At 70.4% G+C, this 13,167-nt stretch carries 13 protein-coding genes; 9 read left to right on the forward strand and 4 right to left on the reverse strand.

From position 1 onward, the window contains the following. Positions 1–79: 79 nt before the first annotated feature. Complete coding sequence (locus VDQ83_RS17250) at positions 80–298, reverse strand: hypothetical protein (RefSeq protein WP_309922510.1); 219 nt, start codon at positions 296–298, stop codon at positions 80–82. Positions 299–448: 150 nt separating this feature from the next. Then, a complete protein-coding gene (locus VDQ83_RS17255; protein ID WP_455435837.1) occupies positions 449–2,572 on the reverse strand; it encodes a methyl-accepting chemotaxis protein in 2,124 nt (707 codons plus the stop codon). Positions 2,573–2,812: 240 nt separating this feature from the next. On the opposite strand from VDQ83_RS17255, the gene VDQ83_RS17260 reads away from it, so the two are divergent. From VDQ83_RS17260 to VDQ83_RS17295, 8 genes are all read left to right on the forward strand, one after another. Then, positions 2,813–3,376: a peroxiredoxin family protein gene (locus VDQ83_RS17260; RefSeq protein ID WP_455435854.1), complete on the forward strand. Its 564-nt coding sequence runs from the start codon at positions 2,813–2,815 to the stop codon at positions 3,374–3,376. A 4-nt stretch (positions 3,377–3,380) separates the two neighbouring features. After that, positions 3,381–3,596, forward strand: coding sequence for a hypothetical protein (locus VDQ83_RS17265; RefSeq protein ID WP_263111295.1), 216 nt, complete (start codon positions 3,381–3,383; stop codon positions 3,594–3,596). A 73-nt stretch (positions 3,597–3,669) separates the two neighbouring features. Continuing rightward, positions 3,670–4,350 (forward strand): HAD-IA family hydrolase, encoded by a 681-nt coding sequence (locus VDQ83_RS17270; RefSeq protein ID WP_455435838.1) that lies wholly within the window; start codon positions 3,670–3,672, stop codon positions 4,348–4,350. A 450-nt stretch (positions 4,351–4,800) separates the two neighbouring features. Next, the gene (locus tag VDQ83_RS17275) at positions 4,801–5,802 is read left to right on the forward strand and encodes an aldo/keto reductase (RefSeq protein ID WP_455435855.1); all 1,002 of its coding nucleotides are present in this window, start codon (positions 4,801–4,803) and stop codon (positions 5,800–5,802) included. Next, a complete protein-coding gene (locus VDQ83_RS17280) occupies positions 5,799–6,668 on the forward strand; it encodes an amidohydrolase family protein (RefSeq protein ID WP_455435839.1) in 870 nt (289 codons plus the stop codon). Before VDQ83_RS17275 ends, VDQ83_RS17280 begins: the two co-directional genes overlap by 4 nt. Positions 6,669–6,699: 31 nt before the next feature. Then, positions 6,700–7,446 carry an SDR family oxidoreductase gene (locus VDQ83_RS17285; RefSeq protein WP_263396823.1) on the forward strand — a complete coding sequence of 249 codons (747 nt, stop codon included), beginning with the start codon at positions 6,700–6,702 and terminating at the stop codon, positions 7,444–7,446. Positions 7,447–7,480: 34 nt separating this feature from the next. Continuing rightward, on the forward strand, positions 7,481–8,338 hold the full coding sequence (locus tag VDQ83_RS17290; protein WP_455435840.1) for a fumarylacetoacetate hydrolase family protein: 858 nt from the start codon (positions 7,481–7,483) through the stop codon (positions 8,336–8,338). Positions 8,339–8,601: 263 nt separating this feature from the next. Beyond that, positions 8,602–9,921, forward strand: a complete 1,320-nt coding sequence (locus VDQ83_RS17295) for an L-fuconate dehydratase (RefSeq protein WP_455435841.1) — start codon at positions 8,602–8,604, stop codon at positions 9,919–9,921. A 444-nt stretch (positions 9,922–10,365) separates the two neighbouring features. On the opposite strand, the gene VDQ83_RS17300 is transcribed toward VDQ83_RS17295, so the two are convergent. Beyond that, a complete protein-coding gene (locus VDQ83_RS17300) occupies positions 10,366–10,743 on the reverse strand; it encodes an L-rhamnose mutarotase (protein ID WP_309922533.1) in 378 nt (125 codons plus the stop codon). 1 nt (position 10,744) lies between these two features. Then, positions 10,745–12,058 (reverse strand): L-fucose:H+ symporter permease, encoded by a 1,314-nt coding sequence (fucP, locus tag VDQ83_RS17305; RefSeq protein WP_455435842.1) that lies wholly within the window; start codon positions 12,056–12,058, stop codon positions 10,745–10,747. Positions 12,059–12,360: 302 nt separating this feature from the next. On the opposite strand from fucP, the gene VDQ83_RS17310 reads away from it, so the two are divergent. Further along, on the forward strand, positions 12,361–13,119 hold the full coding sequence (locus VDQ83_RS17310) for an IclR family transcriptional regulator (protein ID WP_455435843.1): 759 nt from the start codon (positions 12,361–12,363) through the stop codon (positions 13,117–13,119). The last annotated feature ends 48 nt before the right edge of the window (positions 13,120–13,167 follow it).

Raw genomic sequence — 13,167 nt, forward strand, 5'->3', positions numbered from 1 at the left:
AGCCGCGACCGGGCCTTACCGATAAGGCCCGGTCGCGGCTGAAGCCGCTCCTACAGGGTTTCCAGATTTCGGGACGGCGCTAGACGTACTGCGTCGGCCCGCGCGGCCCCGGCACCGGGGCGTCGACATCGCCGACCGGATCGCTGATCGGCGGGATGGTCGGATCGATCGGCTGGTCCGGGATCGGATCCACCGGCCGGTCGGGCGTCGGGTCCACCCCCGGATTCGGGACCTGGCCCGGCACCTCGTTCGGCGGCTGCTGCGGATCCTGGCCGGGATTGGGGTTGTGCATCTGCATGTGCGTCTCCGTGCATCGGATCGAGGACGCACGTGCGCGCCGCGGCCGACGCAGCACGTGAAGCCAGCGGCAAGGGCGGATGAAGAGTGCCCGCACAGCACGCAGCCAGGAGCCACCGGCCCAGCGATAAGCCTCGCGCTGCGCCGCGCGTTACGCCGCTGCGGCCAGCGCCGGATTGCGCGCGCCGGTGCGGAACACCGTCACCGCCGCACTCAGGCCATTGGCCTGCTCTTCCATCGCGCGTGCGGCGGCGGTGGCTTCCTCGACCAACGCGGCGTTCTGCTGGGTGGCTTCGTCCATCTGGGTGATGGTCTGGTTGACCTGTTCGATGCCAGCCGACTGTTCCTGCGAGGCGGCGGAGATCTCGGCCATGATGTCGGTGACCCGCTGTACCGACGACACGACGTCCTGCATGGTCGCGCCGGCCTGGCGCACCAGCGCCGAACCGTCGGCGACCTGCCCGACCGATGCCTCGATCAGGCCCTTGATCTCCTTGGCCGCGCTGGCCGAACGCTGCGCGAGCGTGCGCACCTCGCTGGCGACCACCGCGAAGCCGCGGCCCTGCTCGCCGGCACGTGCCGCTTCCACCGCCGCATTGAGCGCCAGGATGTTGGTCTGGAAGGCGATGCCGTCGATCACCGAGATGATGTCGGCGATCTTCTTCGACGAGGTCTCGATGCCGTCCATCGTGCTCACCACCTGGCCGACCACCGTGCCGCCCTGCGCGGCCACCGAGGCCGCGCCGACCGCGAGTTGGTTGGCCTGGCGCGCATGCTCGGCGTTCTGCTTCACGGTTGAAGTCAGTTCTTCCATCGAGGCGGCGGTCTCTTCCAGGCTGGCCGCCTGCTGCTCGGTACGCCGCGACAGGTCGTCGTTGCCGGCGGCGATCTCGCTGGCGGCGCTGTCGATGCTCATGGCCGCGGTCTGGATGCGGCCGACGATGTCGGCCAGCCGCTCGGCGGTGGCGTTGGCGTCGTCGCGCATGGTCGCGAACACGCCGTTGAATTCGCCGTGCATGCGCGCGGTCAGGTCGCCGGCGGCGATGGCCTGCAGCAGCCTGGACAGCGCGTCGAGATTGCCGTCGGCGGTGGCCATGAGCCGGTTGAGGCCGTCGATCATCGCGCGGAAGTCGTGCTGGTAGCCGGCCGCGTCGCCGCGCCGCGAGAAGTCGCCGGCCGCGGCCGCTTCCACCAAGGCGCGGATCTCGCCGTTGATCGCGACCAGATTGCGCTTGGTCGCGTCCATCGCTTCGGTGATCTGCGCCTTCTCGCCGGGCAGGCGCGCCATGTCCAGCGCCATGTCGCCGATCGCGTAGCGCTGCATCGTCTCCAGCATCTGCTGGATCAGTTGCACCTGTGCGCCGATCAGGCCGTTGGTGTCCTCCACCATGCGCCCGTACGCGCCGGGGAAGGCGTCGGCCGTCATCCGGTAGCTGAGCTGCCCGGCCTCGTGGCGCTGCGCCATCTCCGCCTGCGCGGAAGACACCGAGGTCAGCGTGTCGACCACCTGGCCCATCGCCTGGCCGAGCATGCCGATCTCGTCGCGGTTGCGCACCTGCAGCGTGGTGACCAGGTCGCCCGCGGCGACCGAGCGCGCGGTGCGTGCCACCGCCTCGATCGGGCGCACCACCGAGCGTCGGATCCACCAGCCCACCACCAGCACCAGCGCGAACGCGGCGGCCACGGTCAGCGCCGCCGAGTACACCAGGCTGCGCCGTGCGTTCTCGGAATTGCGCTGTACCGCCGCATTGGCCAGCAGCGTGCTGCGCTCGACCAGCGCCTGCAAGGTGTCGCTGGGCTTGCGGTCCAGGCCGCGGACCGCGTCGTCGCCGACGCGGGTGTCGTAGCCGGCCGCGGCGAAGCCCTGCAGCGCGTCGCGGTAGTGCCGCTCCAGCGCGGCATGCTGCTCGGCGAAATCGCGTGCCAGCGCTGCGGCCTGCGGGTCGGCCAGCGTCGTGGCCAACGCGTGCGTGGCGCTGGCGACCTGGCGGCCTTCCTTGTCGAAAGCGGCCAGGTACTTGTTGCGCATGTCCTCGGCATGGCCGCGGATCAGCACGTTCTTCCATTCCTGCACCTGCATCCGGAAATGGCGGCTGATCTGCTCGCTGGCCGAGGCCTGCGCGACCTCGCGCGGCACGTCGGTGGAAAGGTTGAGCCAGGCCGAGCCGAGCCCGGCCAGGGCGCACAGCAGGACCACGCCCAGGCCCAGCGCCAGGGCGCTCAGCAGCTTGGTCTGCAGGCTGACGAATGCAGTCGGATGGGGGGCGATGCGCATGGCGGCGGCTTTGAGGAGAGAGACGTACAGGCGATATCGGCGTGTCGGCGCCGTGCTTGAACGAATCGCCCATCGGCACTGGAATGCACGCCGCGACAAAGCGTGATTGCCTCCCCAGCATCGCCACGCGGTCGCAAAAACCGCACGCCAGGCGTTGACCGCGGCGGCGCGGCTGCGCAGCCTGCTGCGGACATCACAGCACGGGCGCAGCGCATGGCACGTCGGTTTCCCTGGAGTTGGTTGGCGTTGCTCGCCGCCTGCGCGCTGGTGGCGGTGCTGGCCTGGCAGAACCGCACGCTGCGCGAAGAGCGGCGCTGGTTCGTGACCCGCACCACCGAGCCGTACCTGGGCATGTACGTGCCGCAGATCGCGGCGACCGCGCTGGACGGCGCGCCGCTGACCCTGGGCGCGCCGGCGGCGGACTACCAGGTGCTGTTCTTCTTCACCACCACCTGCCCGTACTGCAAGCGCTCGGCGCCCAGCGTGGTGCAGGCGGCGCAGCGCCTGGCCGAGCAGGGCGGGGGCCGCGTGCAGCTGCTGGGCGTGTGCCATTGCAGTGCGGAGCAGGCGCGCCGCTATGCCGCCGAACACCGTTTCGCGTTCCCGGTGACCACGCTCACCGATCGCCGCGCGCTGATGCTGTTCCGCGCGCGCAACGTGCCGCTGATGCTGGCGCTGGATCGCGATGGCCGGGTGCGCTACGCGCGCGTCGGCGCCTTCGATACCACGGAGCGGGTGCAGGACCTGGTGGCCGCAGTGCGACGCACGGAAGTGCCGGCGGCTTTGGCAACTGTCGAGGAGTGAACTCATGAAACAGCGTTGGACAGCGTTGCGTAACGGGATGGTCGCGGCCGTGTTCCTGGCCAGCATGGGCTTCGGCGCGATGCAGGCGACCGCGGGCGACGGGATCGAGAAGGATGCGTCGTGTAGCGCCTGGCAATGCGCGCAGGAGTGCGCGCCGTTCGGTGGCGAACTAGGGCCGGGCGGCCCCGGCAAGCCGCTGACCTGCTACTGCTGCGGTTGAGCCGGCGCCGGAGCCGGCAGCGGTCGGCTCCGGTTTGAGCGTGTCCTGCCGCGCCCCGCGCCAGGCTGGTGGCATGGCCGGGACTGCGGCATGCTGGCGCGGCATGCGCCGCTACGACCTGATCATCTTCGATTTCGACGGCACCCTGGCCGATTCCTTCGGGTGGTTTCTCGCCACCGTCAACGACGTCGCCGACGAGTTCGGCTTTCGCCGTTTCGACATGGCGCGGTTGCCGGAAATCCGCAGCCTGAGCGCGCGCGAACTGATGGCGCGCAGCGGCCTGCGCTGGTGGCGGGTGCCGGCGGTGGCGCGGCGCATGCGCGCGCTGATGGCCGCGCAGATCGAACGCATCGCGGTGTTCGACGGCGTAGCCGAACTGCTGGACGCGCTCGAGGGCGCGGGCGTGCAGTTGGCCCTGGTGACCTCCAACAGCCGCGACAACGTCCAGCGGGTACTCGGCGCCGAACTGACCGCGCGGTTCCGTCACATCGGCTGCGGCGCCGCGCTGCTGGGCAAGCGCCGCAAGCTGCGCGCGGCGCTGAAAGCATGCGGCGTACCGGCCGCGCGCGCACTGTGCGTGGGCGACGAGATCCGCGATGCCGACGCCGCGCGCCAGGCCGGCATCGCCTTCGCCGGCGTCGGCTGGGGCTACACCTTGCCGGCGGCGCTGCAGCCGCATACGCCGCTGCCGCTGCTGCAACGCCCGGCCGATCTGTGCGCACTGCTCGGCGGGCCGGCGCACGCCATCGCGTGAGCAGCGCTGCCGGCGATGGCTCGGCCGCAGCGCTGACGCCGTCGCCATGGGGCGGAGACGCCTTGGCGTCCCTGAGCCGGACCTCGTATACCGGCGCTGCTGGGGTCGTCCTCAACGCACAATCCCTCGCGCCGCGCCCACGGCCGCGCCTGTGCGCGATCTGAACCATCGCTGCGCCGCCCGGCCTCTCGCTCGCCCATGTTGCGCCGCGGCGTTGATTGTTCACTTATGATTGCTATATTCATATACGAACAGTCGTGAGCGGCGCCGGTCATCCTGGTAGCCGTTCCGGCACCATCCGATCTGGCCCCGCGGGGCGGAGGTGTGTGGCATGCGCAAGCCGAGCAGCAACCGATCCTGGAGGTCGAGCGGGCGGTCCGCCTCGGCGATCGACCGAGACCGGTGCGGGTGCCGTTGAACGCCGCCCTCGCCGATGCCGAAGCCGGCGCGATCGCGCAGCGCCCGCTGGGCCGCAGCGGCGTGCGGATCGCCACGCTTGGCTTCGGCGCCGCACCGATCGGCAACCTGTACGCGGAAGTGGACGAGGCGGTGGCGCTGGCCGCGGTCGCCGAGGCCCATGCCGCCGGCATCCGCCATTTCGATACCGCGCCTTACTACGGCTACGGCCTGAGCGAAAGCCGGCTGGGGCGGGGCCTGCGCGGCTTGCCGCGCGCCAGCTACACGTTGTCGACCAAGGTCGGGCGCCGCGTCTACGACGATGCCGGTGCCGCGGCGGGACGCGACGGCTTCGCCGTGGCCGGACGCAGCGCCGCGTTCGACTACAGCCGCGACGGCGTGCTGCGCGAGTTCGAGGCCAGCCTGCAGCGGCTCGGCACCGACCACGTGGACGTGCTGCTGCTGCACGACATCGGCCGCCTCACCCACGGCGAGCGCCACCCGGCGATGCTGCGCCAGGCGCTGGACGAAGCGCTGCCGGCGATGGCCGAGCTGAAGGCCGGCGGCGCCTGCCGCGCGATCGGCATCGGCGTCAACGAGGAAGACATTGCGCTGGAACTGATGCCGCTGTTCCCGCTGGACTGCGTGATGCTGGCCGGCCGCTACACCCTGCTCGAACAGCACGCCGCGCAGCGGATCATGGCGCAGGCGCTGCAGCAGCAGATCGGCATCCTGGTCGCCGGCCCGTACAGCTCGGGCCTGCTCAGCGACGCGCGCGGCCCCGGCGACACCTACAACTACGCGCCGGTGGACGCGGCCACGCTCAAGCACGCGCAGCAGCTGTTCGCGGCCAGCGCGGCGCAGGGCGTGGACGTGGGCGCCGCGGCGCTGCAGTTCCCGCTCGCGCACCCGGCCGTCGCCGCCGTGGTCGCCGGCATGCGCACGCCGGCCGAGGTGGCCAGCGCCGCCGCGCGCCTGCGCGCGCCGATCCCGCCCGCGCTGTGGCGCGACCTGCGCAACCAGGGCCTGCTGCAGGCGCAGGTGCCGACGCCGTGAACGTGGTCGATGCGCACGTGCACTTCTGGCAGCTGGCGCGCGGCGACTACGATTGGCTGACGCCCGAACTCGCCGCGTTGTATCGCGACTTCGTGCCCGACGACCTGAGCGCCACGTTCGATGCGCACGGCGTGGACGCGATCGTCGCGGTGCAGGCGGCGCAGACCGAAGCGGAGACCCGCTACCTGCTGCAGCTGGCGCGCGCGCAGCCGCGCATCGCCGGCGTGGTCGGCTGGGTCGATTTCGAGGCCGGCGACGTCGCCGCGCGCATCGCCGCGCTGTGCACCGAGGGCGACGGCCTGCTCAAGGGCCTGCGGCCGATGGTGCAGGACCTGGCCGATCCGCAGTGGCTGGCGCGGCCGCAGCTGGATCCCGCCTTCGACGCGCTGCTGCACCACGACCTGGCGTTCGATGCGCTGGTCAAGCCGCTGCACCTGCCCGCGCTGCAGGCGCGGCTGCAGCGCCACCCGTCGCTGCGCGTGGTGCTCGACCATGCCGCCAAGCCGGCGATCGGCGACGCCGGCTTCGCCGCCTGGGCCGACGGCCTGGCGCAACTCGCGCAATTCCCGAACGTGCTGTGCAAGCTGTCCGGCCTGCTCACCGAACTGCCCGCCGACGCCGACGCGACGGCGATCGAGCCCTACGTAGCGCAGGTGTTCGCCTGCTTCGGCGCGCAGCGGGTGATGTGGGGCAGCGATTGGCCGGTGCTGACCCAGCGCGCCGCCTACCGCGACTGGTTCGCGCAGGCGCAGGCGCTGGTCGCGCGGCATGCCGCCGGCCACGCCGCCGACGTGTTCGCCGGCACCGCGCGCCGCTTCTACCGCCTGCCCGACTCTCCTTCCCCCCGACCGGAACTCCCACGATGACCACGCCCGCATTCCACTCCCGGGGCCGCGCATGAGCGGCCGGCTGCAAGGCAAGCGCTGCCTGATCACCGCCGCCGGCGCCGGCATCGGCCGCGAGAGCGCGCTGGCCTGCGCGCGCGAAGGCGCGCTGGTGCTGGCTACCGACATCGACGCCGCCGCGCTGCAGGCGCTGGCCGCCGACGCGCCGACGATCGTCACCCAGACGCTGGACGTCACCGACCCCGCCGCGATCCAAGCGCTGGTCGCGGCGAACCCGCCGTTCGACGTGCTGTTCAACTGCGCCGGCTACGTGCACCAGGGCAGCATCCTGGACTGCGACGAGCCGGCGTGGCGGCGCTCGTTCGCGATCAACGTCGATGCGATGTACTACCTGTGCCAGGCGGTGTTGCCGGGCATGCTGGAGCAGGGCCGCGGCAGCATCGTCAACATGTCCTCGGTGGCCTCGAGCATCAAGGGCGTGCCGAATCGCTTCGCCTACGGCGTGACCAAGGCCGCGGTGATCGGGTTGAGCAAGGCGATCGCCGCCGACTACGTGGCCAAGGGCATCCGCTGCAATGCGATCTGCCCGGGCACGATCAAGACTCCGTCGCTGGCGCAGCGCGTGCAGGCGCTGGGCGGCGACGAGCAGGCGGTGTGGAAGAGCTTCACCGACCGCCAGCCGATGGGCCGCCTCGGCGACCCGCGCGAAATCGCACAGCTGGTGGTGTACCTGGCGTCGGACGAGGCGTCCTTCACCACCGGCCAGACCCACATCATCGACGGCGGCTGGTCGAACTGACCGCGCCCGCATTCCACTCACACAAGGACACCCCATGAAACTGCTGCGCTACGGCGAACCCGGCCACGAACGTCCCGCCCTGTTGGACGCCGACGGCCATCTGCGCGATCTGTCCGCGGTCATCGACGATGTCGCCGGCGAGCACCTCACCGCCGCCGGCCTGGACAAGCTGCGTGCGCTCGACCCGGCCACGTTGCCGATCGTGGACGGCGAGGTGCGCTACGGACCGGCCGTGGGCCGCGTCGGCAAGTTCATCTGCGTCGGGCTCAACTACGCCGATCACGCCGCCGAATCGGGCATGGCGGTGCCGGAGATGCCGATCCTGTTCATGAAGGCCACCACCGCGATCAGCGGTCCCAACGACACCGTGACCATCCCGCGCGGGTCGAAGAAGAGTGATTGGGAAGTGGAGCTGGGCGTGGTGATCGGCGACGTCGCCCGCGACGTCAGCGTGGACGAGGCGATGCGGCACGTCGCCGGCTACGCGGTGATCAACGACCTGTCCGAGCGCGAGTTCCAGCTCGAGCACGGCGGGCAGTGGGTCAAGGGCAAGAGCTGCGACGGCTTCGGCCCGCTCGGCCCGTGGCTGGTTACCGCCGACGACGTGCCGAACCCGCAGAACCTGTCGATGTGGCTGGAGGTCAACGGCCACCGCTACCAGAACGGCAGCACGCGCACGATGGTGTTCGGCGTGGCCGAGTTGGTCAGCCACATCAGCCGCTACATGACGCTGATGCCGGGCGACGTGATCAGCACCGGCACGCCGCCGGGCGTGGGCCTGGGGCAGAAGCCGCCGGTCTACCTGAAGCCGGGCGACGTGATGACACTGGGCATCGAAGGCCTGGGCGAGCAGCGCCAGGCCGTCGTCGCCCATCCCCGCGACACGCAGTAATGCTTAAGCCCCTCTCCCCTCGGGAGAGGGGTTGGGGTGAGGGTACGAGGCGAAGCCACCTCGCAATGCATCCGGATGCGGTCTTCGCTCGCACCTTCGCATCCCGCGTGCGGGCCACGATTGCGTGCTTTTACTTCGCTCGTGTTTTGGATGGGCGGCAGCAGTCGTGCACTCCCGCACCCTCACCCCAACCCCTCTCCCTGGGGGAGAGGGGCTCTTCACCGCATTTTCTTTTTCTCCACCGCCTCACCACCAGGATCCCCATGAGCAAAATCGTCGCCCTCGAGACCTTCGACGTGCGTTTCCCCACTTCGCGCGAACTGGACGGTTCCGATGCGATGAATCCGGATCCGGACTACTCGGCCGCCTACCTGAGGCTGCGCACCGACACCGACGACGGCCTGGCCGGCTACGGCCTGGTGTTCACCATCGGCCGCGGCAACGACGTGCAGAGCGCGGCGATCGCGGCGCTGTCGCACCACGTGGTCGGGCGCGACGTGGACGCGGTGATCGGCGACCTGGGCGGCTTCGCGCGCAGCCTCACCGACGATTCGCAGCTGCGCTGGCTGGGCCCGGAGAAGGGCGTGATGCACATGGCCATCGGCGGCGTCATCAATGCCGCCTGGGACATGGCCGCGCGCCGCGCCGGCAAGCCGCTGTGGCGCTACATCGCCGAGCTGTCGCCGGAGCAATTGGTGGCCACCATCGACTTCCGCTACCTGACCGATGCGCTGACCCCGGACGAGGCGTTGGCCATGCTGCGCGCGGCCGAGCCGCAACGCGCCGCGCGCACGCAGGCACTGCTGGAGCAGGGCTATCCGGCCTACACCACCTCGCCCGGTTGGCTCGGCTACTCCGACGAGAAGCTGGTGCGCCTGGCCAAGGAAGCGGTGGCCGACGGCTTCCGCACGATCAAGCTCAAGGTCGGCGCCAACGTGCAGGACGACATCCGCCGCTGCCGCCTGGCGCGCGAAGCGATCGGGCCGGACATCGCGATGGCGGTGGACGCCAACCAGCGCTGGGACGTGGGCCCGGCGATCGCCTGGATGCGCCAGCTGGCCGAGTTCGACATCGCCTGGATCGAGGAGCCGACCAGCCCCGACGACGTGCTCGGCCACGCCGCGATCCGCCGCGGCATCGCGCCGGTGCCGGTGTCCACCGGCGAGCACACCCAGAACCGCGTGGTGTTCAAGCAACTGCTGCAGGCCGGCGCGGTGGACCTGATCCAGATCGACGCCGCGCGCGTGGGCGGAGTCAACGAGAACCTGGCGATCCTGCTGCTGGCGGCGAAGTTCGGCGTGCGCGTGTTCCCGCATGCCGGCGGCGTGGGCCTGTGCGAGCTGGTGCAGCATCTGGCGATGGCCGACTTCGTCGCCATCACCGGCAAGATGGAGGACCGCGCGATCGAGTTCGTCGATCATCTGCACCAGCACTTCGTCGATCCGGTGCGGATAGAACACGGCCGCTACCTGGCCCCGACGCAACCGGGCTTCTCGGCCGAAATGCACGCGGACTCGGTCACCCAGTTCCTGTATCCGGATGGCCCGTTCTGGAGCGCGGACCTGGCCGCGCAGCAGGCATAGCGGGAGCGACGTCACTCGCCACGGACGGAGCCGTGCGACCGTGCGGCTCCGGAACCCGTCGGGACTGAAGTCCCTCCCACAGTGCGCCGGAGCACTTGCCGCAAGCCCCTGTAGGTGCGGCTTCAGCCGCGAAAAACGAAGCCGCGCCGCTTCCGGGCTTCGGAAAAAGTCGGGACTGAAGTCCCTCCCACAGTGCGCTCGGAGTGCTTGCCGCAAATCCCTGTAGGAGCGGCTTCAGCCGCGACGAACGAAGCGGCGGATTCGACGGCTTCGGAAGCCTTCTGGACCGAAGGCCCCCCTGCCGCGCACTCAGAACGCTTGCCGCAAGCCCCTGTGGGAGCGACTTCAGTCGCGACGCGCGCTACCGATGCAGCCTGTCGCGGCTGAAGCCGCTCCTACAGAATGGTTGCTCGACAGAGCGGGACCGCAGCGCTGACAGCGACCTCAATCGCGCTGCTGCATCCGCGCCTGCTCCGCCACGGCCGCTCGCAACGAAAAGATCTGCAACGCTTCGCGCCACTTCTCGCCCGGCGCCGAACCGGGCAGCGGCTTCTGGAAGCGCCACATCAGTTCCTCCCAGGCCTGCACGCGCGGATCGGCGGCATCTGCGGCGGCCTTGGCCGCGGGTGAGTAGTCGTCGTCCACCTCCATCAGCATCACCAGGCGGTCGCCGCAGCGGTGGATGTCCAGTTCGCGGATGCCGGCGTTGCGCAGCGAGGCGACGATCTCCGGCCACACCGTGTCGGCGCGGTGCCAGCGTTCGTACTCGGCGATCAGCGCCGGGTCGTCGTGCAGGTCCAGCAGATAGCAGTGACGCGGCATCTCAGGCCCCCGCAGCGGGGGCGCGCGCGGCCGCGGACCGGCCCTGCGCCTGCAGCGCGAAGCCCAGGATCACCGCGAAGCACAGCGCCGGCACCGCCATCGCCCAATGGATGCCGGCCACGTCCGATACCGCGCCCATCAGCGCGGTCAGCGCCGCGCCGCCGATGATCGCCATCACGATCAGCGACGAGCCGAGCTTGCGCGCGTCGTCGCCCAGGCCTTCCAGGCCCAGCGCGAAGATGGTCGGGAACATCACCGACATGAACATGCTGCTGGCCACCAGCGCGTACAGCCCGATCCAGCCCGGCAGCGCGATCGCCACGCCGCACAGCAGCAGGTTGAGCAGCGCGAACACGCCCAGCAGCCGCGCCGGCGCCACGTAGCGCAGCAACGCGGTGCCGATGAAGCGGCCAACCATGAACAGCACCAGCGAGATGGTCAGGAAGCTCGCCGCGGTCTTTTCCGGTGTGCCCGGTACGCCGTCCTGCAGGTAGCGGATCAGGTAGCTCCAGATGCCGACCTGCGCGCCGACGTAGAAGAACTGCGCGACCACCGCGAACACGAAGCGGCCGTTGCGCAGCAGCGGGCCGAAATAGGCCTTGCCGCCGCTGGCGTCGGCGCCGCTGTCGCGGGTGGCCGGGAAGCGGGTCAGCGCGATCAGTAGCGCCCACAGCACCACCACCGCACCGATGATCAGGTACGGCGTCTGCACCGCGGCCGATTCGGCGGCGAAGAAGGTCTCGCGCGCGGCCGGCGTCATCGCCGCCAGCTGCTGCGGCGTGTGCTCCACGCCGGACAGGATGAAGTGCTGGCCGATCAGCACGCCGGTGATCGAGCCCAGCGGATTGAACGCCTGCGCCAGGTTCAGGCGCCGCGCCGCGCCCTCGGCCGGACCGAGCACGGTGACCAGCGGATTGGCGGTGGTTTCCAGGAACGCCAGGCCGCTGGCGATCACGAACAGCGCCAGCAGGAACAACCCGTAGGTGTGCTCCTGCGCGGCCGGATAGAACAAGAACGCGCCGGCCGCGTACAGCAGCAGCCCCAGCACCACCGCGGCCTTATAGCTGAAGCGGCGCATGAACATCGCCGCCGGGATCGCGAACACGAAGTAGCCCAGGTAGAACGCGCTCTGCACCAGCCCGGCCTGCAGGTCGGACAGCTCGAACGCCTTCTTGAACTGCTTGATCAGGATGTCGTTGAGGTTGTTCGCCATGCCCCACAGGAAGAACAGGCTGACGATCAGGACCAGGGGCACGAGGGCGGTACGCGCCAGGTTGCCGGGCGCCGCTGTTGCGGTGTCGCTGCTGTAGTGCATGCCGCCTACCCCTCCCAGGATGTGCCGCGTCGCGTTGGGTTGTGGCCGGAGCGTACTGCGACCGCTGTCGCCATGCAAATATAAAATCCGTGTTTATATTTGCATGGCGTCGTGCGGTGCGCGACGGTCCGTCGATTGGCGCGCGCGCTGTCGTTGCAGGCCGCATCGCCGACGTCAACGTGGTCGCCTCGGCGCACTCTGGGTCATCCTTGCGCCAGGTGCGGACCGGTTTCGCCGCGCTTCTGTCCCCGGACATTCGCTGTACCCTAGCGCCCTCCCACACCCAGCCGGGCCTCGACGGAATGACCACGCCCCCGCCCAAGTACCGCGCGCCCGCCCTGGACAAGGGCCTGGACATCCTCGAGTTGCTGGCGCGCGACGCGCGGCCGATGACCATGAGCGAGATCTCGCAGGGCATCGGCCGCTCGCGCGGCGAGATCTTCCGCATGCTGCAGGTGCTCGAAGAGCGCGGCTACCTGAGCAAGGGCGGGCCGGGCGAGGGCGGCTACGTGTTGACCAACCGCCTGTTCATGCTTGGCATGCAGCAGCCGCAGGTGCAGAACGTCACCGAGCTGGCGTTGCCGGTGATGCGTCGCCTGGCCGACGCGATCCGCCAGCCGTGCCACCTGGTGGCGCCGTCGGACGACCAGATCGTGGTCATCGCGCAGATGGACGTGCCCAGCGACCTGGGCCTGGTGGTGCGCCCGGGCCATCGCCGCCCGCTTGCCCATTCCACCTCCGGGCTGGTGCTGTTCGCCTTCCAGCAGCCCGACGCGCAGGCGCGGCTGCTGCAGCGCCTGGACGCCAGCGACGTGGCCTACGACCGCGCCGCGTTCGCCGCCGCCGCTGCGCAGGTGCGTGCGCTGGGCTACAGCATCCACCCCAGCGAAGCGGTGGTCGGCGTGGTCGACCTGACCGCGCCGATCCTGCAGCACGGCAGCGCGATCTATACGCTGACCGTGCCCTTCATCGAACGCCGCCCGCAGGAAATCGACGCGCAGGCGGCGATGCAGGCGGTGTGCGCGGCGGCGGCGGAGATCAGTGCGGCGCTGGGCGGCTAGCCTGCGCGCGGTGCGCAGGACACGGATGGCGAACCTGGCGTCGGCATG

Source organism: Xanthomonas sp. WHRI 7945 (assembly GCF_035026585.1).

What these genes read in the sequence shown, in the direction of transcription:
- VDQ83_RS17250 (WP_309922510.1), bottom strand. Translation starts at nt 298, where the DNA reads ATGCAGATGCACAACCCCAATCCCGGCCAGGATCCGCAGCAGCCGCCG.
- VDQ83_RS17255 (WP_455435837.1), bottom strand. Translation starts at nt 2,572, where the DNA reads ATGCGCATCGCCCCCCATCCGACTGCATTCGTCAGCCTGCAGACCAAG.
- VDQ83_RS17265 (WP_263111295.1), top strand. Translation starts at nt 3,381, where the DNA reads ATGAAACAGCGTTGGACAGCGTTGCGTAACGGGATGGTCGCGGCCGTG.
- VDQ83_RS17270 (WP_455435838.1), top strand. Translation starts at nt 3,670, where the DNA reads ATGGCCGGGACTGCGGCATGCTGGCGCGGCATGCGCCGCTACGACCTG.
- VDQ83_RS17285 (WP_263396823.1), top strand. Translation starts at nt 6,700, where the DNA reads ATGAGCGGCCGGCTGCAAGGCAAGCGCTGCCTGATCACCGCCGCCGGC.
- VDQ83_RS17290 (WP_455435840.1), top strand. Translation starts at nt 7,481, where the DNA reads ATGAAACTGCTGCGCTACGGCGAACCCGGCCACGAACGTCCCGCCCTG.
- VDQ83_RS17295 (WP_455435841.1), top strand. Translation starts at nt 8,602, where the DNA reads ATGAGCAAAATCGTCGCCCTCGAGACCTTCGACGTGCGTTTCCCCACT.
- VDQ83_RS17300 (WP_309922533.1), bottom strand. Translation starts at nt 10,743, where the DNA reads ATGCCGCGTCACTGCTATCTGCTGGACCTGCACGACGACCCGGCGCTG.
- fucP (WP_455435842.1), bottom strand. Translation starts at nt 12,058, where the DNA reads ATGCACTACAGCAGCGACACCGCAACAGCGGCGCCCGGCAACCTGGCG.
- VDQ83_RS17310 (WP_455435843.1), top strand. Translation starts at nt 12,361, where the DNA reads ATGACCACGCCCCCGCCCAAGTACCGCGCGCCCGCCCTGGACAAGGGC.